This is a genomic window from Streptomyces sp. NPDC056738, assembly GCF_042790435.1.
Lineage (GTDB): Bacteria > Actinomycetota > Actinomycetes > Streptomycetales > Streptomycetaceae > Streptomyces.
This window is the reverse complement of the sequence record NZ_JBHTZF010000009.1, coordinates 224,107-246,063: the sequence shown is the minus strand read 5'-3', so window position 1 is coordinate 246,063 and position 21,957 is coordinate 224,107. Positions and strand designations below refer to the sequence as shown.

The window sequence follows — 21,957 nt, the reverse complement described above, 5'->3', positions numbered from 1 at the left end:
TCATTCTCCCCGGACCCGGGCCGAATCCGCGCTCGGCGGGGGATAGGTGGGCGGATAGGCGGGCCGGGCCGGCATCCGCGGCGCCGCCTCCGGCAGCGACGGCAGGGGCGGCAGCGCCGTCTCGTACAGCCACGCCGTGAAGAGATCGTCCAGCGGCTCGGCCGCGAAGCGCGAGACGTGCGCGGTGAAGACGGACGTGGTGACCGTGCCGCCCCGGTGAAGCGTCGCCCAGCCGCGCAGCATGCGGAAGAACGCCTCGTCGCCCATCGCGCACCGGATCGCGTGCACCGTGAGCCCGCCGCGCTGGTAGAGCCGGTCGTCGAACATCAGCTTGCGGCCCGGGTCCGCCAGCAGCAGATCCTGCGGCAGCGCGGCCAGCTTCCGGTGCGCGGCGGCGGCGAGCTGGTGGGCCGGCCGCCCGCCGGAGCGCTCCGACCACAGCCACTCGGCGTACTTCGCGAGCCCCTCGTTGAGCCAGATGTGCCGCCAGTCCGCGATGGTCACACTGTTGCCGAACCACTGGTGCGCCAGCTCGTGCGCGATCAGCCGCTCCGAACCCCGCGCCCCGTCCACATGGTTGGCGCCGAACAGCGAAAGACCCTGGGCCTCGACCGGGACGTCGAGCTCCTCCTCGGTCACCACCACCGCGTACTCGCCGAACGGATACGGCCCGAACAGGCTCTGGAACAGCTCCATCATCGCGGGCTGCCGGGCGAAGTCCCGGGAGAACTCGGGCAGAAGCTGCGCGGGCAGATGCCCGGACTGCGGCACGCCGGACAGACCCGGATCGCCGAGCAGCACCGTCTGGTACTTCCCGATCGACAGGCCCACCAGATAGCTGGAGGTCGGCGCCGGCTGCTCGTACACCCAGGTCGTCGTCGACGCCTTCGTCGTCCGCGTCAGCAGACGCCCGCCCGCCACCACCGCGTACGCGGACGGCGTGGTGACCGAGATCTGGTACGCGGCCTTGTCGGCCGGCCGGTCGTTGCACGGATACCAGGACGGCGAACCGACCGGCTGGCTCGCCACCAGCGCCCCGTCCTCCAGCTCCTCCCAGCCGATCCCGCCCCAGGGACTGTTCACCGGCTTGGGGTTGCCCGACCAGTGCACCTCGACGGTGAACGCGGCGCCGGCCCGCAGCGGCTTCGGCGGACGGATCCGCAGCCTGCCGCCCCGGTGCGTGTAGTGCGGGGCCTTGCCGTCGACACGGACCCGGCCGATCCGGAAGTCGGCCAGGTTGAGCTGGAACTCGGTCAGCGGGGAACGGCCCGCTATGGCGTTGATCCGCGCGGTGCCGGAGAGCCTGTTCGGGCCGGGGCGGTAGTCCAGCGCCAGCTCGTACCGGTGCACCCGGTAACGGGGGTCTCCGTTGGCCGGGAAATAGGGGTCCGGTCCCGCTGTCTGCTGAACGCTCACTGCTGCGACTGCTCCCTGCCCTGTGCTCGACTCTCCGCTGTACCGCCCTTCAGATCCGATCGGGTCGAGTCCGCTACGAGCGCCAGGCCTCGATCGGGTTGCCCAGCCAGCGGGTGTCGTCGGGAACGGACTCCGCCGCCATCACCAGCGACGCGGGACCCAGAGTGGAGCGGGCCCCGACGGTGCTGCCGGGCAGGACGATTCCGCCCGGACCCAGAGTGGCGCCCTCACGGAGGACCACAGTATCCGTCCGCAAGATCCGGTCGTGGAAGAGGTGGGTCTGCAGCACACAACCCCGGTTGACCGTCGTCGCGTCCCCGAGCGTCACGAGATCCGACTCCGGCAGCCAGTAGCTCTCGATCCACGCACCCCGCCCGATCCGGGCCCCGAGCCCCCGCAGCCACGCGGTCATCAGCGGCGTACCGGGCACCGATCCGGCCAGCCACGGCACGGCGACGACCTCCACGAAGGTGTCCGCCAGCTCGTTGCGCCACACGAAACCGCTCCACAGCGGGTGCTCACCCGCACGATGCCGCCCCACCAGCAGCCACTTCGCCACGACGGAGACCAGACACGCGAGGACACCCACGGCGAGCAGCACCACACCCGCGAACGCCCACGCCCACGGCCCCAGCGCGCACAGCGCGGCGACCGTCAGCACGGCCAGCGCCGCCGAACAGAACACCGGCACCAGCCGGCACAGCTCCACCAGACCGCGCGCCCACAGCAGCCGCGCCGGCGGCTCGTACGTACGGCTCTGATCGCCGCCCTGCGCCGCACGCGGCAGCTTCATCGGCGGCAGCCCCAGATACGAGCTGCCCTTCTTCGCCTTCTTCGGCGTCGCCGACAGCACACCGACCAGACCGCCGTCCGGAACGCTGCGGCCCGGAGCGGTCATCCCGGAATTGCCGAGGAACGCCCGCCTCCCGATCTCGGCCCGCCCGATGCGCATGTAGCCGCCGCCGAGCTCGTACGGAGCCGTCAGCGTGTCGTCCGCCAGGAACGCGCCGTCCCCGACCGTCGTCAGACTCGGCAGCGCGAGCACCGTCGACACCTCGGCGCCCCGGCCGATCCGCATGCCGAGCAGCCGCAGCCACACCGGCGTGATCAGCCCGGCGTACAACGGGAACAGCGTCTCCCGGGAGCGGTCCATGAGCTGCGTGACCGTCCACGCCTGCCAGCCGATCCGGCTGTGCGTCGGATGCGTGCCCTCGTGCAGCCCCAGACTCAGCAGCCGTACCGCGACCAGCAGCAGCAGCGCGTACGCGAGACCGAACGCCAGCGTCGCCGGAACCAGCGCGAGCCCCGCACCGCGCAGCGCCGCGCCGAGCCCCGCGTCCGGGCTCACGAACACCCGGGCCACGAGCAGCGCCGCCACGGCCGCCAGCACCGGCAGCGCGCTCAGCGCGAACCCGGTCGCGCCGTACATCATCCGCCACGAGGTGCCCCGCTGCGGCCGGTCCTTGGGCCACGCCCGCTTCGCCTTGCCGAGCTTGACCGCGGGAGCCCCCGCCCAGCGCTGCCCGGTCGGGATCTGGCCCGTCACGGCGGAACCCGGAGCCACCTCGGCCCGCTTGCCCACCCGGGACCCCGGGAACAGGATGCTGCGCGTCCCGACCACGGCACCGGCGCCCACCTTCACCGCACCGATCTCCAGCCGGTCACCGTCCAGCCAGTACCCGGACAGGTCCACCTCCGACTCGACGGCGGCACCCCGGCCCATCTTCAGCAGGCCGGTGACCGGCGGCAGCGAGTGCAGATCCACGTCCTGCCCGATCCTGGCACCCAGCGCACGGGCGTACCGCTCCAGCCAGGACCCCGTCAGCGAGGTCGCACCGCTGAACGCGGCCAGCCGCTCGGCCGTCCACAACCGCAGATGGACACTCCCGCCGCGCGGATACCGGCCGGCCTTCACTCCGCGCAGCAGCAGCCGCGCACCGCCCGCGCCGACGGCGAGCCGTCCCGGCGGGCTGTAGAGGACGAGTGCGCCGGCACCCACCAGCCACCACGAGGCGCCGGGCGCCCACGGATAGGGGCCGAACCAGTGCAGCACGTTGCCGAGCGCGGCCAGCGCCACCGTCCAGCGCAGCCCGAGCAGGCAGAACAGCGGCACCAGCACGAGCAACTGGACCAGCTTGGCGCGCACCGGGACCGGCGCGACCACCCGCTCCGCGCCGTCGTCCTGCCCCGATCTCTCCAGATGCCGGGCCAGCTTGCGCAGCACCGGCTGCTGATAGATGTCGAGCACGGCCACGTTCGGATAGCGGGCGCGCAGCCGCGTCGTGAGCAGGGCGGCCGCGAGACTGCTGCCGCCGATCGCGAAGAAGTCGTCACCGGCCCCGCCGACCGGGATGCCGAGGACCTCGCTCCACTGCTCGGCGAGCCACGCCTCGGTGCCGTACAGCTCCTCCTTCGCGCCGCCGGCCTCCAGACCCTCCAGCGGCCAGGGCAGCGCGTTCCGGTCGACCTTGCCCGACGTCCGGGTCGGCAGGTCCTCCACCGGCGCGATCAGCGGAACCAGCGCGGCGGGCAGCTCGGCCCGCAGCTTCTCGACGGCGGCCGCGTGGTCCCAGCCCTCCTGGGTGACGACATAGCCGACGAGGAGCTGATTGCCGCCGCGCGCCGTGCGCACGGCCGCCGCGGCACCCGCGACACCGGGCAGCGCCTGGAGCGCCGCGTCCACCTCGCCGAGCTCGATCCGGCGCCCGCCGAGCTTGATCTGCTCGTCGGCCCGGCCGAGGAAGATCAGCCCCTCGGGCTCCGCCTTGACCAGGTCACCGCTGCGGTACGCCCGCTCCCAGCCCAGTGAGGCGAGCGGCGCGTACTTCTCGGCGTCCTTCTCCGGGTCCAGATAGCGGGCGAGTCCGACCCCGCCGATCACGAGCTGGCCACTGGCGCCCATCGGCACCGGCTCCCCGGCCTCGTCGACGACCGCGAGCTCCCAGCCGTTCAGCGGCAGCCCGATACGGATGGGCTCGTCGCCGGTCAGCAGCGCGGCACAGGCCACGACGGTCGCCTCGGTCGGCCCGTAGGTGTTCCACACCTCCCGGCCCTCGGTCACCAGGCGCTGGGTCAGCTCGGGCGGGCAGGCCTCGCCGCCGAAGATCAGCAGCCGGACCTCGTTGAGGGTCTCGGGCTCCCACAGCGCGGCGAGGGTCGGCACGGTGGAGACGACGGTGATCTCCTGCTCGACCAGCCAGGGGCCGAGATCGGCGCCGCTGCGCACCTGGGAGCGCGGCACGGGCACCAGGCAGGCCCCGTAACGCCAGGCCAGCCACATCTCCTCGCAGGAGGCGTCGAAGGCCACGGACAGGCCCGCCATGACCCGGTCGCCGGGGCCGATGGGCTCCTCGGCCAGGAACAGATCGGCCTCCGCGTCGACGAAGGCGGCGGCGCTGCGGTGGCTCACGGCGACGCCCTTGGGCTTGCCGGTGGAACCCGAGGTGAAGATGATCCACGCGTCGTGCTCGACGCCGGGCCGCCCCGCGGGGACCTCGGAGCGCCCGTTGACGGTCAGCTCGTGCCCGGCGCCGACGACGGCGCGCACACCGGCCTCGCCGAAGACCAGCTCGGCCCGCTCGTCGGGGTCCTCGGCGTCGACGGGGACGTAGGCGGCCCCGGCGGTGAGGACGGCGAGGATCGCCACGTACAGCTCGTTCGTGCCGGACGGGACCCGTACGCCGACCCGGTCGCCGAGGCCGACCCCGGCCTCCGCGAGCCGCGACCGCAGCACGTCCACCTCGGCGGCCAGGGCGCGGTAGGTGAGGGCGCGCCGGCCGTCGTCGAGAGCGGGCTCGTCCGGGTACGCCCGTACGGCGGCGTCGAGGATGTCGACGAGCGTGCGGGGCGAGGCGGCAGAGGCGGCGGAGAAGCGGGCCTGGTCACCGAACTCCGCACGCACCTCGTCGTCGGACAACGCGAGTGCGGGGCCTTGCTGGAGGGCTGCCATCGGGTCCTCACGTGTTGTTCCCGGATACTCCGGGGAGCCGGTGGGCCCGCAGGTACGCCTGGGGATATTCCGGTCCAGCTCCGAACAAGCCTGCAATTTTAGTACGACGCTAGCTTCGGACCTGCGGATCAGCGATGCGAGACCCTCCCGAGCGGCCCTTCCGACCCCCTCCTCCAGCGCTGTGACGTGGGAATATGTCAGCGTGACGAGATCTGCCCCACATCTTTCCGTGACGCCGTGAACACAGTGAGCGAGGGCCCCGGAAGTGGTGATCGGGGCCCTCGCCCGCCGTGCCCGGTGACGCGGGGCGGCGCTGTTCCTCGGTGCGGTCGCGGCGGGTCAGCCCGCGGCGCAGGAGACCGTCGGCCACGTCCACGTGCCGTTGGTCTGAACGGTGACGCCGAAGGTGTTGCCGCTGCCGTTGGGCTTGGCCGTCAGCACCTGGGCGCTGGGGTAGGTGGCCGTGGTGTTCCAGGTGGCGATGATCTTCTCGGGTGCGGGCACGTTCATCGTCACGGTCCAGTTGCTCGATCCGGTGACGGCGACGTTGAGGTTGTACCGGTCGCTCCACTGCTGTCCGGCGGACAGCGTCGCGGTGCACCCGCCGCCACCGCCGCCTGTGCCGCCGCCGTCCGGTGCCACGGCGCGGCCGGTCGCCGGGGAGATCATCCCGGCGCACAGGCCGCGCGAGGCCAGTCCCTGGGCGATGCGCGGGATCGCGGCGATCGTGTTGGCCGGCCAGTCGTGCATGAGGATGATCTGGCCGTTGGTGAGCCGGCCCGCCGCCTGCACGATCGCGTCGGTGCTCGCGCCGTTCCAGTCCTGCGAGTCCACGTCCCAGATGATCTCGGTCAGGCCGTACTTGGCCTCGACCGACTTCACCGTCGCGTTGGTCTCCCCGTACGGCGGCCGGAACAGTTTCGGCGTCCCGCCGCCGGCGGCGGCGATGGCCTGCTGGGTCCGGGAGATCTCGGAGTCGATCTGAGCCTGGCTCTGCTGGACGAGATGCGGGTGGGTGTAGCTGTGGTTGCCCACCCACATGCCGGCGTCGACCTGGGCCCGTACCTGGGCCGGGCTGGACGCCGCGTACTGGCCCTCGTTGAACATCGTGGCCCGCAGGCCGTTCTGCTTGAGGGTGTTGAGCAGGGTCGAGGTGGTGCTCGAGGGGCCGTCGTCGAAGGTGAGTCCGACGTATCCGTTGCAGGTGGCGGCCCGCGCCGGTCCGGTGCCGAGGGCGAGGGTGCCCGCGGCGGCCGTCGCCACGACGGCCAGTCCCGTGATCAGCGACCGCAACGGGCCGAGCCGTGCCGATCTGGTGCGCGATCTCATGCGAAGTGCTCCTTCGGCCTGGTGGGGGCGGGGGGTCAGCTCGTGCTGCAGGAGACCGTGGGCCAGGTCCAGTTGCCGTTGGGCTGGATGGTGACGCCGAAGGTGTTGCCGCTGCCGTTGGGTTTGGCCGTCAGGACCTGGGCGCTGGGGTAACTGGCGCTGATGTTCCAGGTCGAGAGGATCTTCGCCGGGGACGGCACGTTCATCGTCACGGTCCAGTTGCTGGAGCCGGTGACGGCGACGTTGAGGTTGTAGCGGTCGTTCCACTGCTGGCCGGCGGACAGGGCCGCCGCGCACCCGCCGGAGCCGCCGCCCCCGCCTCCGGACCCGCCGCCCGAGCCGCCTCCGGACCCGCCGCCCGATCCGGTGTCGCCCACCGTGATGTTGGAGTTGCCGCTGCTCTGATAGCCCTCGGTGGCGAGGATCATGTAGTAGTTGAAGCTGCCCAGGTTCATCCCGGCGCGGGCCCAGGCGTCGAAGTGGTTGCCGGTGGTGATGGTCCCGCCCGTGCGCTTCGACTGCCGGACGCTCCAGTACTGGTCGAAGGTGCGGGTGCCTTCGACGGAGGGCGCGTTGGTCCGCGTCGTCTTGTAGATGTCGTACGTGCCGCCGTCGGTGGTGACGGTGCCCTTGAACGTTTTCGTGGGCCGGTAGGTGCCCCAGTTGTCGACGATGTAGTACTCGACGAGCGGGTTGGACGTCCATCCGTAGAGCGACAGGTAGGCGTTGCCGGACGGGTTGAAGGTGCCCGAGTAGGTCACGGTCCTGCGTCCGCCGTTGCTCCAGCCCTTGCCGGCGACGAAGTTCCCGGTGTTGCTCCACGAGGTGCTGTAGTTGCCGCCGGAGCCCAGGTTCATGGACACCGTGCCGCTGCTGTCGGTCCAGAACGAGTAGTAGTACCCGTTGTTGGTGCCGGTCTGGTTCGACGTGACGACCGTGTCGGCCCGGGCGGTCCCGGGCAGGGTCATCGCGGCCACGGCGACCAGCAGCATGGTGCAGACACCGCTGATGAGCAGCCTGACGTTGCGGAACGTTCCCGGCCGACCGCTGCGGCGGCCCGGCGGATGTGCGGATGCGTCGGTCATGTGCGTGTTTCCTCCTCGTTCCCGTGAGGTGACGCGCTGCGAATGGCCCACAGTGTTGAACTGGCCCTGTCAAGTGTCAATACTTTCGACGTCCGATCCGAAACATTCGCGAGTGCTGGCAATGGTGAACGGCAGAGTTCGGGCAGCTCAAGTGGGTCGCCTGGGCGGTGTCCGGATGGCGGATCTCGGAGGGTGGCGCTGGAGAGATCGGCGAATGCTTTCGACTTCTCGAAAGGTTTCGAAATATTTCCCGATCGCGCTATCGGTCGGCGGACCATTCGGAAAGGGCTGGAGACGCGCCGTGCCGCGGTAAAGACTCCGGACATGCAAAAGACCCCACCGAAGTGGGGTCCCGCTGGTGTCCGAGGGGGGACTTGAACCCCCACGCCCGATAAAGGGCACTAGCACCTCAAGCTAGCGCGTCTGCCATTCCGCCACCCGGACAAGGTGTCTGTCGCGCGGGGTTTCCCTCGCGGCGACAGGTGAAACATTACCAGGCTTCCGAGGGTTCCCAGATCACCCCCCGTCCCGGCGTGACCCCCCGTCCCCGTGTGAGCGCCCCGTCCCGGCATGAACGCCGTGTGACGGGCCGGGGCCGCCCTTGGGCAGGAGGGCGGGTGGGAGAGAGGATGAGGGGGACCACCAGCGGCGACAGTGGGAGGAACCAGCGTGAGCGAGAGCGGCACGACCAGGAACGTCACGGGCGAGGACGAGGTCGTGGACCTCTGTCGTGAGCTGATCCGGATCGACACCAGCAACTACGGGGACCACTCGGGCCCGGGCGAGCGCGAGGCCGCGGAGTACGTCGCCGAGAAGCTCGCCGAGGTCGGCCTCGAACCGCGGATCTTCGAGTCGCACAAGGGCCGTGCCTCCACCGTGGCCCGTATCGAGGGCGAGGACCCCTCACGGCCCGCGCTCCTCATCCACGGCCACACCGACGTCGTCCCCGCCAACGCGGCGGACTGGACCCACCACCCCTTCTCGGGCGAGGTCGCCGACGGGATGGTCTGGGGCCGCGGCGCGGTCGACATGAAGGACATGGACGCCATGACGCTCGCCGTCGTACGGGAGCGGATGCGCACGGGCCGCAAGCCTCCGCGCGACATCGTCCTCGCCTTCCTCGCCGACGAGGAGGCCGGCGGTACGTTCGGCGCCCGGCACCTGGTGGACAAGCACCCGGACCTCTTCGAGGGCGTCACCGAGGCGATCGGCGAGGTGGGCGGATTCTCCTTCACGGTCAACGAGAAGCTGCGGCTGTACCTCGTCGAGACCGCGCAGAAGGGCATGCACTGGATGAAGCTGACCGTGGACGGCACCGCCGGGCACGGTTCGATGATCCACAAGGACAACGCGATCACGGAGCTGTCCGAGGCCGTCGGGCGGCTCGGCCGGCACAAGTTCCCGGTGCGGGTGACGAAGACCCTGCGGCACTTCCTCGACGAACTCGGCGACGCCCTGGGCACCGAGCTCGACCCCGAGAACATGGACGAGACGCTCGCCAAGCTCGGCGGTATCGCCAAGCTCATCGGCGCCTCGCTGCAGAACACCGCCAACCCGACCCAGTTGGGCGCCGGTTACAAGGTCAACGTGATTCCGGGGCAGGCCACCGCGCATGTCGACGGCCGCTATCTGCCGGGCTACGAGGAGGAGTTCCTCGCCGACCTCGACCGGGTCCTCGGTCCCCGGGTCAAGCGCGAGGACGTCCACGCGGACAAGGCGCTGGAGACCGGCTTCGACGGCGCCCTCGTCGACGCCATGCAGACCGCGCTCTCGGCCGAGGACCCCATCGCGCGCGCCGTGCCCTACATGCTCTCGGCCGGCACCGACGCCAAGTCCTTCGCCGATCTCGGCATCCGCTGCTTCGGCTTCGCCCCGCTGAAGCTGCCCCCTGAGCTGGACTTCGCGGGCATGTTCCACGGGGTCGACGAGCGGGTCCCGGTGGACGCTCTCCAGTTCGGCGTGCGAGTGCTGGACCGATTCATCGACGCCTCCTGACGTGCCGCCGGCGGCACGTCCCGCCCGGGCGTCGGCGGGCTGACCTGCCGAACCGCCCGGGAGGTGCGGGGTGTTGACGCCGGCATTCGACCGCGCGTGCGGAGATCGCCCGGGACGAGTGAATGCGACCATAAGCCCATAGCTCTACTACTCCCTCCTCGTTACAGGTGTTGCGATCCGCTGCTTTGGACCGCATTTGCCTACCAGGAGGAATAATGATCAAGAAGATCGTCGCCGCCGCTGCTGCCACGGGTGGTCTGGTTCTCGCGGGTGCGGGTCTGGCCGTCGCCGACTCGGGTGCCCAGGGAGCCGCTGTGCAGTCCCCGGGCGTCGCCTCCGGCAACGTCATCCAGGTGCCCGTCCACGTTCCGGTGAACGTCTGCGGCAACACGGTCTCCGTGATCGGGCTGCTGAACCCGGCCTTCGGCAACACCTGCTTCAACCACTGACATCGCGCCTCATCCCATGAGGGGGATCCCATGGGTCACCTCATGAGGGTCACTTCGTGAAGGTCTGAGCCCGTCGGCCCCGGAGTGCGCGCCATGCGCTCCGGGGCCGACCGGCTTCCCCGCGTACGTCACTGACGTGCGCGTGCTCTCGATGGTCCACGTCCCAAGGACTGTTGGTCCACGTCCCAGGACTGAAGGCAGGGATTTCAGCTATGCGACAGGTCACCCGCAAAGGCCTGATGACCGTGGCGGCGGCCGGTGGTGTCCTCGCGGTCACCAGCGTCTCCGCGCACGCCGACTCGGGCGCGTTCGGCGCCGCGTCGAACTCTCCCGGCGTGCTGTCGGGCAACACCGTGCAGGCGCCCGTGAACGTGCCGGTCAACGTCTGCGGCAACACGGTGAACGTGGTCGGGCTGCTCAACCCGGCGATGGGCAACACCTGTGTCAACCACGGCGGCGGAGGCGGTTCGTCCGCGGGCCGGGGACATCAGGGCGGTCATGGTGGTCACGGCGGACAGGGCGGTCACGCCGGCGGCGCGCAGGCCCGCGGCAGCGCCGCCCACTCGCCGGGCGTGGGCTCCGGCAACCACGTCCAGGCGCCGGTCGACGTCCCCCTGAACCTCTGCGGCAACAGCGTGAACGTCATCGGGATCGGCAACGCGGCGGCGGGCGACAGTTGCGCGAACGGCGCGGGCACGGGCGGCCACCAGCCCGGCCACCCTGGCCATCCCGGTCATCCGGGTCAGCCCGGCCACCCCGGTCACCCGGGTCAGCCCGGTCATCCTGGCCACCCCGGACATCCGGGTCACCCGGGTCAGCCGGGGCACCCTGGGCACGGCGGTGACTGTGACCACCCAGGTCACCCGGGGCACCCCGGACACCCGGGCGAGCCCGGTCACCCCGGTCACCCTGGCGAGCCGGGCCATCCTGGTCAGCCGGGTCACCCCGGAACCCCGGGTCACCCCGGAACCCCGGGTCACCCTGGCACCCCGGATCACCCTGCCAACCCCGGTACCCCTGGTCACCCGGGCAACCCCGGTGGCTCCGGTCACCCCGGCACCTCCACCCCGGGCGGTGGCAAGCACCGGGCCGGTGCCGTGCAGGTCGGTCAGACCGGCTCGGGGGCCGTCGTGCGGACGCCGGCCGTGGACGGAGGGGCCGAGCTGGCCCACACCGGCAGTGAGCTGCCGGTCGGAGCTGCCGTACCCGCAGCAGCCGCCGCGCTGCTGGCCGGCGCCGTGCTCTACCGCCGGGCGCGTGCCGCTGCGTGACGCGGCGACGTCGCGCGGCCGGAGAGATCGAGCGGTAGCGCGGCCGGAGAAGTTGCGATGATCACAGCGGGGAGCGGGGGCGGGGAGCAGGCGTGACCTCACGCGCGCAGGACTGATCGCTGCGCGGCACGGCTGCGACCGAGGCGCCCCGGCCTTCCCGGTGACGTGAGTGACCGTGCGGGCCTCGCGATGGCGGGGCCCGCACCGGTTCAGCGGCCTTGTGTCACCACGTGGCGCGTACCTGGCGGATGATCCGGCGGCGCAACCGCACTCTGCGGCTGCCGTCACGGAGCAGGCTCAGGCGGTCCAACTCCCAGTGTCCGTACTCGGCATGGTCCGTCAGCAGACGTGTCGTCTCCTTGCGGGAGACCCCGCGAGGTACGTACACGTCGACAAATTCGTATTCCGGCATCGCATCTATTGTGCGGGCAGAGGCCCAGTACGGATAGCGTCTGCACTATGTCTGATGCTGTGCAGCCCACCGCTGCCGAGGTACGCGCCGCCGCAGAGGCTGTCAAGACCGCACTCGACCGCCACCTCGCGGCGGTCGAGCGCAGGACGGGCGATGACGACCCGGACGTCTACGAGGCTTTCAACGAGCTCGCCGCGGCGGCCGAGGAGTACGACGAGCTCCTCTACGACCGTTACGACGAGGTCACGCCCTTCGAGATCCCCGGCGGTGACGACACGCTGCCTCCCTACACGGGGCCCGAGGAGCCGAACGCGCTGAGCGTGGTGATCCGCCGGGACTACGCGGTGGTGGAGCCCCAGCGGCTGCTCGCGCAGGCCCAGCGGGTGGAGGCGGTGGAGGAGGACGGCGCCACCGCCGACGAGGGCTTCGACGCGGCGGCCGGCACCGTTCACGGTGCGCTGGGGGTCCTCTTCGGAGAGTTCGAGCCCGACGAGATCGCCAGCCGGCACAAGGAGTTCGGGCTGGAGGAGGGCGACTCCACGCTGTGGGTGACCGCCGCCGACGAACCGGCCGAGCCGGGTGAATGGCTGGAGACGCCCTTCGAGTCGATCGACCCGCAGCGGGTGGTCTGCCGCTTCGACGTCAGCTCGGTCTTCGACGAGGAGTCGGACGACGACGATCTGGACGACGACCTCGGCTCCGGCGCGGACCTCGACTCCGAGGACCGCCTGGACGCGGATCGCTGACCCACCCCGGCACGCACGTGCCTCGCAAGTGGCGGCCACCGAACCTCGGTGGCCGCCACTCGCACGTTCATGGCCTGACAGGCACCCGGCCGCATGACTGCCCGGCTGCCGGCCGCCCGGTCCCGCGGTCGCCGCGCCTGACGGCCGCCCGGGCCCAGGGGCGCCGGCCTCAGGACTGCCCGGGTCCCAGGGCAGCCCGGCTCCGCAGCCGCCCGGCCTCAAGGTCGCCTGGGCCCGGTCGCTCGGCTTCAAGGTCGCTTGGGGCCCGCGGCCGCCCGGCGGCCCGACCAAGGCTGCCCGGCCCCACGGCTGCCGGCCGTGGTCCCCTGGACCTGCCCAAGGCGGCCCCGGCCCCCCGGCCCGGCCGGATCAGCCCCGCGATCAGGCCGACGTAGGTGTCTGCGCCTTCAGCAGGGCCTGGAGGCGGGTCGTGCGCGGCTTCTGAGGGACCTCGGCCACCGCGTGCGGCAGGGCCTGCTCCACTCCGTGCACGACGGAGAGGTGCCGCTCGGCCCGCCCGAAGGCCGTGTAGACCCACGGCCGGGTCAGGGACCCGGCGGCGTCACCGGGCAGCACCACGACCGCGGCCGGCCAGCGCAGCCCCACCGCCTGGTGCGCGGTGAGCGCCCAGCCGTGCCGCACGGTCTGCTCCACCCGGTCCTTCGGCACGACCACAGGGGTGCCCGAGCAGTCCAGGTGCAGTCCCTCGGCGTCGGCCCGCACCACCCGGCCCGGCAGTGAACGGCCCGGTGCGGGGGAGTGGACGATCCGGTCGCCCGGGTCGAACCCGCCGAAGCGGCCGGGACCGGGGTTCAGCCGCTCCTTGAGGGCGGTGTTCAGCGCGCGGGTGCCGACCGGGCCGCCGTGCCCCGGGGTGATGACCTGCGTCTGCTCGGCCGGCACGCCGATCGCACGCGGCACCGAGTCCGCGACGAGCTGAACCGTCCGGTGGACCGCCTCGCCCGCGTCACGCACCGGGACGATCACCACCTCCTTGCCGGGCGCCTCGACCTGGTTGAGCTCGCCGATGCCGATCCCGGATACCAGCTCGCCGATGGGCCCGGGATCGGGGGTCCGCGAGGCCACCTGCGGGCAGGCCCGCGCGGCGATCAGGTCCGCGAAGACCCGGCCGGGGCCCGCCGACCACAGCACACCCGGATCACCGCTCAGCACGAGCCGCGCCCCGTCCGGCAGCGACTCCGCGAGCATGGCCGCCGTCTCGACGTCGAGCTGCGGCGCGTCCAGGACGACCAGGACGTCCAGGTCCAGGGCACCGTCCGCGTCCCGGCCCGGGCCCTCGGCGCCGGAGAGCAGCCCGGCGACCGTGGCGGCGCCGGTCGCCTCGCCGCCCGTGGGGCGGTCCGCGGCGCCGTCCGCCGGCTCGTGCCGGGCCAGTCGGGCGGCGAAGTCGTCCCGTCCGCCGGAGGTGTGTGCGGCGGCCCAGCCGCGCAGTCCGAGCGCGCGGGCCGCGTGCAGCAGCGCCGCGACCTCGGCCCGCGAGGCCTCGCCGCCGGTGTGCAGCACCAGGCCGTGGGCGCCGCCCACGCGGATCAGCTCCCCCGCCGAGCGGGGTGCCGAGGCGGCCTCCCGCTCCCAGCCGGCGGCCGAACCGTCCTCCTTCGGCACCGAGTTCACCAGCCGGGCGAGTCCGTCGGCCAGGCTCTCCTCCGCGAGTGCGTACCGCTCCAGGCCGATCAGGATCCGCACCGGGCGCTCCTGCGGCTCCTCCGCGTCGTCGTCCGCGGCCGCCGCGGCCGGGGGAGCCGAGTCCAGCGCGTCCTGGAAGACCAGGGCCTCGCCCTCCGCGACGGCGCTCTGCACGGCCGTGTCCGGGTCGGGCACCGAGCGCTGGGAGAGCGCCGCGATCAGCGCCGGGGCGTCCAGAGCGGTGTGCCCGGCGACGGCGGCCTGCTCCAGCAGCCACACGGTCAGCGCCGTGCCACGGCGTTCGTCGTCCGGACCGCACTCGGCGCCGAGCAGCGCCCGCGCGAACCCGTCGGCCTGCTCGGGCCGCACCCCGGGCACCCGCAGCAACTGCCAGGGGTCCTCGCGGAGCCGGTCGTCCGCGCCCTCGCCCAGAACCGTGACGACCTGGGCCGCGAGCCCCTCGGGGGCGCCGGCCCCGGCCAGCACGGCACGGACGGCGGCGACGGCCTCCGGGGGCGCGCCCGGGGCCGGCGCGGTCGGCGCCGCGACCGGCTGAGGTCGCCGTACGGGCTCCGGGGCGGCCCGGCGCGGAGCCGGATCCGGCTCGCGGAAGGCCGTGGCCACGGGCTTCTCGCCGCTCTCCACGGCCCGTACCGCGGCGAGCAGGTCCGCGGCCGTGCCGCTGAGCTTGGTGCCGGCCTCGATGGGCGCCCGCTTCTCCGCCTTGCGCCGCTCGATCCGCTCCCGCTCCACCCGCTGGGCCGCGAGCTCGGCGGCCGCCTCGGACACCTGAGCGGCACCTTCGGCCGTCCCGGCCCCCTCGGCGCCCGTGCCCTCGCCTGTGTCCTCGCCTGTGTCCTCGCCCTCGCCCGTGCTCTCGTCGGCGGAGACGTCCCCGTCCCCGGAGGGCTCGGCCGCCCGGTCCACGCCCTCGCCCGTCGGCTCGGAGGCGCCGGCGGCCGACTCCGCGCCCGGCGTCCCCGGCTCCGCGTCCTGAGTGGTCTCGGGCTCCGTGCTCACAGCGTGCTCCAGTCGTGATCGGGATAGTGGTGCACCGGGGCCGACACGTCGTCGAGCGCCCGGCAGATCTCGTCAGGAAGACTAAGCGCCTCCACTGACAACGCGGCCGTGAGCTGCTGTGCGTTGCGCGCGCCGACGACGGGCGCGACGACCCCGGGCCGGTCGCGGACCCAGGCGAGCGCCACCTGCAGCGGGGTCACGGCGAGACCGTCCGCCGCGGTCGACACCGCCTCCACGACGCTGCTCGCCGTCTCGTCGAGATAGGGCGCCACGAAGGGCGCGAGGTGTTCGGACGCGCCCCGGGAGTCGGCCGGTGTCCCGGCCCGGTACTTGCCGGTGAGCACACCGCGCCCGAGCGGCGAGGAGGGCAGCAGGCCGATGCCCAGGTCGAGGGCGGCGGGCAGCACCTCACGCTCGATGCCGCGCTGCAGCAGGGAGTACTCCATCTGCGTACTGGCCAGCCGCGTGCGTATACCGGGTGCCGAGATCTGCCAGGTCGCGGCCTTGGCGAGCTGCCAGCCGCAGAAGTTGGACACGCCGGCGTAGCGCGCGCGGCCGCTGGCGACGGCCAGGTCGAGGGCCTGGAGGGTCTCGTCGAGCGGCGTGTGGGAGTCGTAGGCGTGCACGTGCCACACGTCCACGTAGTCGGTGCCCAGGCGGGCGAGCGAGGCGTCCAGGGCCGACAGGAGATGACTGCGCGAGCCGTCGAAGCGGCGGTCCGGCTCGCGCACGCTCCCCGCCTTCGTCGAGATGACCAGGTCACGGCGCGGGACGAGCCCTTCCATGAGCTGCCCGAGGAGATACTCCGCCTCCCCGTCGCCGTACACGTCCGCCGTGTCGACGAGGTTCCCGCCCGCTTCCCAGAACGTCTTCAAGAGGTCCGCGGCGTCATGCTCGTCGGTGTCCCGCCCCCACGTGAGGGTGCCGAGCCCGATCCGGGAAACACGCAGGCCGGTACGGCCGAGATGCCTCTGCTCCATGGACGCCGAGATTACTGTCCGGCACCGGCGGTGTGGGGGCCTGTGGACAACGGAAATCCGGCGGAAGGCCGCTCCCCGCCGGGGGCGCCCGCACGCTAGGGTCTCGGACACAAGGGACGTTACTGATCAGTAAGGGGATCGGCCATGCAGCTCGGCATCAATCTCGGCTACTGGGGCGCCGGAATGGACGCGGACAACCTCGCCGTCGCCCGGGAGGCCGACCGGCTCGGATACGCCGTCTGCTGGGCCGCCGAGGCCTACGGCTCCGACGCGGCCACCGTGCTGAGCTGGGTCGCCGCCCAGACCGAGCGGATCGACGTCGGTTCGGCCATCTTCCAGATCCCGGCGCGCCAGCCCGCGATGACCGCGATGACCGCCGCGACGCTGGACTCGCTGTCGGGCGGCCGCTTCCGCCTCGGCCTCGGCGTCTCGGGCCCGCAGGTCTCCGAGGGCTGGTACGGCGTCAAGTTCGACAAGCCGCTGGCCCGCACCCGCGAGTACGTGGAGATCGTGCGCAAGGCCATGACGCGCGAGCGGCTGTCGTACGAGGGCGAGCACTGGACCCTGCCGCTGCCCGGCGGCCCGGGCAAGCCGCTCAAGCTGACCGTGCACCCGGAGCGCGAGCACATCCCGCTGTACATCGCCGCGATCGGCCCGAAGAACCTGGAGCAGACCGGCGAGATCGCGGACGGCGCGCTGCTCATCTTCCCCTCGGCCGAACACATCGAGGACACCGCGCTCACCTACCTGCGCGCGGGCCGCGAGAAGGCCGGGAAGACGCTGGAAGGGTTCGACGTCTGCCCGACCCTGCCGCTCGCCGTCGGCGCCGACAAGGACGTCCCCGCGCTCGCCGACATGTTCCGCCCGTACACCGCCCTGTACGTCGGCGGCATGGGAAGCCGCAAGCAGAACTTCTACAACCAGCTCGCGCAGCGCATGGGCTACGAGAAGGAAGCCGCCGAGATCCAGGACAAGTACCTGTCCGGCGACAAGGAGGCCGCCGCGGCCGCCGTCCCGCACGCCCTGATCGACCAGACGACCCTGCTCGGCTCGGTCGACCGCATCGCCGACCGCATGAAGGCGTACGCCGCCGTCGGTGTCACCACGCTCACGCTGGCCCCCGCGGGCTTCACGCTGGAGGACCGGCTCGCCTCGCTGCGGGCCGGCACCGAGGCCCTGGAGCGGGCCGGACTCGCGTAACCCCGGCGGAATCGCCGCCGGGAGGTTTCTGCGGCCGTGGTGGGGGCTCGGGGGTCTTCCCCGCCACGGCCGTCACGGAGAACAACGCGCCGACGGTCCCTTGGTTACGCGTCCGGGGCCGCCGCGCCGTCCATCGTTCGGCCGATTTGTCGGACACATCGGTTGCCGGGCCCCGGACGACCCATTTGACTCGTTTTCTGCACAACTCTGCAGAGAGGGTGTCAACCATGCTGTCCGCCAAGAGCCTGTTCCAGGAAATCCTCGACAACGACGAGTCGTACCGCCTCTTCTGCTCCATCGCCGCGAGCGGCGAGTCGCAGGGCGGCTGGGAGAACGCCCGGATCGCCGCGCTGGTCCCGCCGGGCGAACGCGCCCTCGCCCCCAAGATCGCCCGGCACGGCGCCGACGAGGACAAGCACGGACGGATCTTCAACGCCCTCCTGAAGAAGCGCGGCCTCGAACCCGTCGAGGTGCCGTCCGACACCGACTACACGATGCTCCTGGAACGCCACGGCATCGGCCTCGCGCACGACAAGCTCAAGGGGGACCAGCCCCTCACCGTGCAGGACATCGTCACCTACCTGGCCCACAGCCGGGTCACCGAGCAGCGCGCCTCCGAGCAGATGGACCTGCTGCGCAAGCACTTCGCCGACCACCCCGACATCGGCCGTGCGGTACGGATGATCTCGGCCGACGAGGACAACCACCTCGCCTACTGCCACGAGGAACTGCTGCGCTTCGCCTACGCGGGACACGGCCGCGCCATCCAGCGGGCCCTGCGCGAGTGCGCGCTCGCCGAGATCCGCATCTACCGGGACGTCAGCCTCGCCGTGATGGCCCACATGGGCCGCCTCCTCGGCTGGTCCCGGGCCAAGGCGGCCGTCCTCGCCGCGGGCATCCACGCCGTGTACGCCTACGAGCGCGCCGCGGGCTGGCGCCGGATGGTCACCCTGGAGATGCCCGAGCGGCGCGGCGCCCTGAACGGCCCCGCCACCCCGGCACCGGAATTCGCCTGAACCGCGCGCGGAGCTACAGCCAGCCCCGCCGCTTGAACAACCGGTACAGCGCGAACTCCAGGACGACCATGCCCCCGATCACCGCCGGATACGACCACAGCCAGTGCAGCTCGGGCATGTGATCGAAGTTCATGCCGTAGATCCCCGCGATCATCGTGGGGACCGCGGCCATGGCCGCCCACGCCGAGATCTTCCGCATGTCGTCGTTCTGCCGCACGCTCATCTGCGCCAGATGCGCCGACAGGATGTCGGACACCAGCCGGTCCAGGCTCTCCACGGACTCGTTGACCCGCAGCAGGTGGTCGTTGACGTCGCGGAAGAAGGGCTGCGCCTCGCCGTCGACGAAGGGCACGTCCGCCGTCTTCAGGCCCGAGCCCGCGAGCCGGGCCAGCGGCATCGCCAGCGGCACGGTCGCCCGGCGGAACTCCTGGACCTGCCGCTTGAACGCGTAGATCCGCGAGGCGGTGTGCCGCGAGCCGCCGAGATGGGGCGAGAAGACCTCCGCCTCCAGCTCCTCCAGGTCGGTGCCGAGCTCGGTCGCCACGTCCAGATAGTGGTCCACGGTGGCGTCCGCGATCGAGTGGAGCACCGCCGTCGGCCCGTGCCGCAGCGTCTCCGGATCCGACTCCAGCCGCCGCCGGACCGCCTGCAGCGGCGACTCCTCACCGTGCCGCACGGTCACCACGAACGAGTCGCCCACGAAGACCATGACCTCGCCCGAGGTGACCGTGTCGCTCTGCGGCTCGTACGACACCGGCTTGAGGACCATGAACAGCGAGTCCTCGTACACCTCCAGCTTGGGGCGCTGATGGGCCTTGAGGGCGTCCTCGACCGCCAGCGGATGGAGCCCGAACTCCTGCGTGACCAGGTCGAACTCCTTCTCCGTCGGCTCGTGCAGGCCGATCCACACGAACGCGTGGCCCCCGGCACGGCACTGGGCCAGCGCCTCGGAGAGGTCGTCGGCGCCCTCGGTCCGGCGGCCGTCACGATAGATGGCGCAGTCGACGATCACGGTGCGCATTCTCCCGCCGTCATGGCCCCGCCGCACACCGGGGGCCGCTTTCCACTGGGCTCGCCGCACACCGGCGGCCGCTTTCCGCCGGTCCCGCCGGGCACCGGAGGCCGCTTTCCACAGGGCCCGCCGCCTTCCCGGGCCGTCCGTTTACGCTGGGCCGCATGCCCACCCTGATCCTCGTCCGGCACGGACGCTCCACCGCCAACACCGCGGGACTGCTCGCCGGCTGGACGCCCGGCGTCGCGCTCGACGAGCGCGGTACGCAGCAGGCCCAGGCCCTGCCCGGCCGGCTGGCCGGGCTGCCGATCGCCGAGGTCGTCACCAGCCCCCTCCAGCGCTGCCGGGAGACCGTCCAGCCGCTCCTCGAGGCCCGCCCCCAGGTCCCCGTGCACACCGAGGAGCGCATCGGGGAGGCCCACTACGGCGACTGGTCGGGCCGCAAGCTCGCCGAGCTCAAGGACGAGCCGCTGATGGACGTCGTCCAGGCGCATCCGTCCGCGGCCGCCTTCCCCGGTGGCGAATCGATGCGGGCCATGCAGCACCGCGCCGCCGAAGCGGTCCGCGAGTGGAACGCGCGCGTGGAGCGCGACCACGGCGGTGACGCGGTCTATCTCATGTGTTCGCACGGCGACATCATCAAGTCGCTCGTCGCCGACGCACTCGGACTTCATCTCGACCTCTTTCAGCGGATCTCTGTGGAACCGTGTTCCATCACAGCGATCCGTTACACCCGGCTAAGGCCCTTTCTCGTGCGTCTCGGGGACACCGGCGATCTCGCCTCCCTGGCCCCGCGCGAGGAAACCCCGGACGGCGACGCACCGGTCGGGGGCGGTGCGGGCGCACCGTGATCGTCGGCCGCAGTAGGGTGAAGCGGTCGAACCAGCACAGCAGTTGTCAACCCGTTCTCAGCCGACGCGGGCCGATGGCCGGCCGGCTCCCCTGCCGATTCAATGGAGACAGGACGTGTCCCGTCAGGTGTTCCTCTACGACCCCCCGGACCGCTTCGTGGCCGGTACGGTCGGGTTGCCCGGACGCCGTACCTTCTTCCTGCAGGCATCCTCCGGCCCCCGGGTGACGAGTGTGGCCCTGGAGAAGACCCAGGTCGCCGCGCTCGCCGAGCGCATGGACGAACTCCTGGACGAGGTCGTCCGGCGCACCGGAGGCAGCGCCCCGGTCCCGGCCATGGCCCCCACCGAGGTCTCCGACACCGCCCCCCTCGACACCCCCGTGGAGGAGGAGTTCCGCGTCGGCACCATGGCACTGGCCTGGGACGGCGAGGAACAGCGCATGATCGTCGAGGCGCAGGCCCTCGTGGAGGTCGAGGCGGAGTCCGACGAGGACCTCGCCGAGGCCGAGGAGCGGCTGCTCCAGGACGAGGAGAACGGGCCGCCCATGCTCCGCGTCCGGCTCACCGGAGCCCAGGCCCGCGCCTTCGCCAAACGGGCCCTCGACGTCGTCAACGCCGGCCGGCCCCCCTGCCCGCTGTGCAGCCTCCCGCTCGACCCGGAAGGACACGTATGTCCGCGCCAGAACGGATACCGCCGCGGAGCGTGACGACCGCCGAGCTGCTCGCCCGGGGCGAGCTGAAGGTACGCGGACGGATCCGCGAGGCCTCCAACGCGGTGCTCTACTGCTCCGTGTCCTACGAGGGCCATGAGGCCTTCTGCGTCTACAAGCCCGTCGCCGGGGAACGGCCGCTGTGGGACTTCCCCGACGGCACGCTCGCCCAGCGCGAGGTCGCCGCCTACGAGGTCTCCGAGGCGACCGGCTGGGGGCTCGTGCCCCCCACCGTGCTGCGCGACGGACCGTACGGCGAGGGCATGTGCCAGATGTGGATCGAGCCCTCCGCCACCGAGGACGGGGACGGGCTGCTCGCGCTCGTGCCGGGCGAGGAGCCCGCCGAGGGCTGGAAGGCCATCGGATTCGCCGAGGTCGGCGAGGGCGAGACGGCGCTGCTCGTGCACGCCGACGACGTCCGGCTGCGACGGCTCGCCGTCCTCGACGCCGTGATCAACAACGCCGACCGCAAGGGCGGCCATCTGCTGCCCGCGGAGGAGGGCCGCCTCTACGGCATCGACCACGGGGTCACCTTCAACGCCGAGAACAAGCTGCGCACCCTGCTGTGGGGATGGGCGGGCGAGCCGCTCACGGACGAGGCCCTCCAGGTCCTGGCCACCCTGCGCGAGGCCCTGGCCCCGGGCACACCCCTGGCCACCCGCCTGGCCGAACTCGTCACCCCGGCCGAGATCGAGGCCACCCGGGCGCGCGTCGAGGGCATGCTGGCCTCCGGAAGACACCCGGAGCCGAGCGGTGACTGGCCCGCGATCCCCTGGCCTCCGGTGTAGCGCGCCGCCGCGTCCGCACCGTACGACACGGTCCCACCGCCCTCGATCCATGCCCAGTTCGTATCCGGAAGTCCCGTCCGGT

17 protein-coding genes and 1 tRNA gene are annotated in these 21,957 nt (G+C 72.1%); 9 read left to right on the top strand and 9 right to left on the bottom strand.

The window, feature by feature from the left end; genetic code table 11:
• The 5 genes from ACFRIC_RS24555 to ACFRIC_RS24535 form a co-directional block, all read right to left on the bottom strand.
• Positions 1–1,416: a M1 family metallopeptidase gene (locus ACFRIC_RS24555; RefSeq protein WP_382789271.1), complete on the bottom strand. Its 1,416-nt coding sequence runs from the start codon at positions 1,414–1,416 to the stop codon at positions 1–3.
• Positions 1,417–1,489: 73 nt separating this feature from the next.
• Positions 1,490–5,365 (bottom strand): Pls/PosA family non-ribosomal peptide synthetase, encoded by a 3,876-nt coding sequence (locus tag ACFRIC_RS24550; RefSeq protein ID WP_382789268.1) that lies wholly within the window; start codon positions 5,363–5,365, stop codon positions 1,490–1,492.
• A gap of 339 nt (positions 5,366–5,704) precedes the next feature.
• Positions 5,705–6,694 carry a polysaccharide deacetylase family protein gene (locus tag ACFRIC_RS24545; protein ID WP_382789266.1) on the bottom strand — a complete coding sequence of 330 codons (990 nt, stop codon included), beginning with the start codon at positions 6,692–6,694 and terminating at the stop codon, positions 5,705–5,707.
• A gap of 35 nt (positions 6,695–6,729) precedes the next feature.
• Positions 6,730–7,779 (bottom strand): glycoside hydrolase family 11 protein, encoded by a 1,050-nt coding sequence (locus tag ACFRIC_RS24540; RefSeq protein ID WP_382789264.1) that lies wholly within the window; start codon positions 7,777–7,779, stop codon positions 6,730–6,732.
• Positions 7,780–8,135: 356 nt separating this feature from the next.
• Positions 8,136–8,223, bottom strand: a tRNA-Leu gene (locus ACFRIC_RS24535).
• A gap of 225 nt (positions 8,224–8,448) precedes the next feature.
• On the opposite strand from ACFRIC_RS24535, the gene ACFRIC_RS24530 reads away from it, so the two are divergent.
• From ACFRIC_RS24530 to ACFRIC_RS24520, 3 genes are all read left to right on the top strand, one after another.
• The gene (locus ACFRIC_RS24530) at positions 8,449–9,774 is read left to right on the top strand and encodes a M20/M25/M40 family metallo-hydrolase (protein ID WP_382789261.1); all 1,326 of its coding nucleotides are present in this window, start codon (positions 8,449–8,451) and stop codon (positions 9,772–9,774) included.
• A gap of 215 nt (positions 9,775–9,989) precedes the next feature.
• A complete protein-coding gene (gene chpH / locus ACFRIC_RS24525) occupies positions 9,990–10,223 on the top strand; it encodes a chaplin ChpH (protein ID WP_359021972.1) in 234 nt (77 codons plus the stop codon).
• A 212-nt stretch (positions 10,224–10,435) separates the two neighbouring features.
• Entirely contained in the window at positions 10,436–11,494 is a 1,059-nt protein-coding gene (locus ACFRIC_RS24520) for a chaplin (RefSeq protein WP_382789258.1), read from the top strand.
• Positions 11,495–11,717: 223 nt separating this feature from the next.
• On the opposite strand, the gene ACFRIC_RS24515 is transcribed toward ACFRIC_RS24520, so the two are convergent.
• Positions 11,718–11,906: a DUF5703 family protein gene (locus ACFRIC_RS24515; protein ID WP_081223519.1), complete on the bottom strand. Its 189-nt coding sequence runs from the start codon at positions 11,904–11,906 to the stop codon at positions 11,718–11,720.
• 47 nt (positions 11,907–11,953) lie between these two features.
• Here ACFRIC_RS24515 and ACFRIC_RS24510 point away from each other — a divergent pair, with 47 nt between their 5' ends.
• Positions 11,954–12,652 (top strand): hypothetical protein, encoded by a 699-nt coding sequence (locus ACFRIC_RS24510; protein ID WP_382789254.1) that lies wholly within the window; start codon positions 11,954–11,956, stop codon positions 12,650–12,652.
• 381 nt (positions 12,653–13,033) lie between these two features.
• Here the strand turns inward: ACFRIC_RS24510 and ACFRIC_RS24505 are convergent, their stop codons facing one another.
• Positions 13,034–15,319, bottom strand: a complete 2,286-nt coding sequence (locus ACFRIC_RS24505) for a helix-hairpin-helix domain-containing protein (protein ID WP_382789251.1) — start codon at positions 15,317–15,319, stop codon at positions 13,034–13,036.
• A complete protein-coding gene (locus ACFRIC_RS24500) occupies positions 15,316–16,299 on the bottom strand; it encodes an aldo/keto reductase (protein ID WP_382789248.1) in 984 nt (327 codons plus the stop codon). The genes ACFRIC_RS24505 and ACFRIC_RS24500 overlap by 4 nt, the downstream gene beginning before the upstream one ends.
• A gap of 144 nt (positions 16,300–16,443) precedes the next feature.
• Here ACFRIC_RS24500 and ACFRIC_RS24495 point away from each other — a divergent pair, with 144 nt between their 5' ends.
• A complete protein-coding gene (locus ACFRIC_RS24495) occupies positions 16,444–17,499 on the top strand; it encodes an LLM class F420-dependent oxidoreductase (protein WP_382789246.1) in 1,056 nt (351 codons plus the stop codon).
• 227 nt (positions 17,500–17,726) lie between these two features.
• Positions 17,727–18,515, top strand: a complete 789-nt coding sequence (locus tag ACFRIC_RS24490; RefSeq protein ID WP_382789243.1) for a ferritin-like domain-containing protein — start codon at positions 17,727–17,729, stop codon at positions 18,513–18,515.
• A gap of 13 nt (positions 18,516–18,528) precedes the next feature.
• Here ACFRIC_RS24490 and corA read toward each other — a convergent pair whose 3' ends face one another.
• Positions 18,529–19,527, bottom strand: coding sequence for a magnesium/cobalt transporter CorA (corA, locus tag ACFRIC_RS24485; protein WP_382789615.1), 999 nt, complete (start codon positions 19,525–19,527; stop codon positions 18,529–18,531).
• Between the two features lie 164 nt (positions 19,528–19,691).
• Between corA and ACFRIC_RS24480 the strand changes: the two genes are divergently transcribed.
• The 3 genes from ACFRIC_RS24480 (at position 19,692) to ACFRIC_RS24470 (ending at position 21,875) form a co-directional block, all read left to right on the top strand.
• Entirely contained in the window at positions 19,692–20,378 is a 687-nt protein-coding gene (locus ACFRIC_RS24480) for a histidine phosphatase family protein (protein ID WP_382789240.1), read from the top strand.
• Positions 20,379–20,493: 115 nt separating this feature from the next.
• Entirely contained in the window at positions 20,494–21,084 is a 591-nt protein-coding gene (locus tag ACFRIC_RS24475) for a DUF3090 domain-containing protein (RefSeq protein WP_326788750.1), read from the top strand.
• On the top strand, positions 21,048–21,875 hold the full coding sequence (locus ACFRIC_RS24470) for an SCO1664 family protein (protein ID WP_382789237.1): 828 nt from the start codon (positions 21,048–21,050) through the stop codon (positions 21,873–21,875). Before ACFRIC_RS24475 ends, ACFRIC_RS24470 begins: the two co-directional genes overlap by 37 nt.
• Positions 21,876–21,957 lie beyond the last annotated feature (82 nt).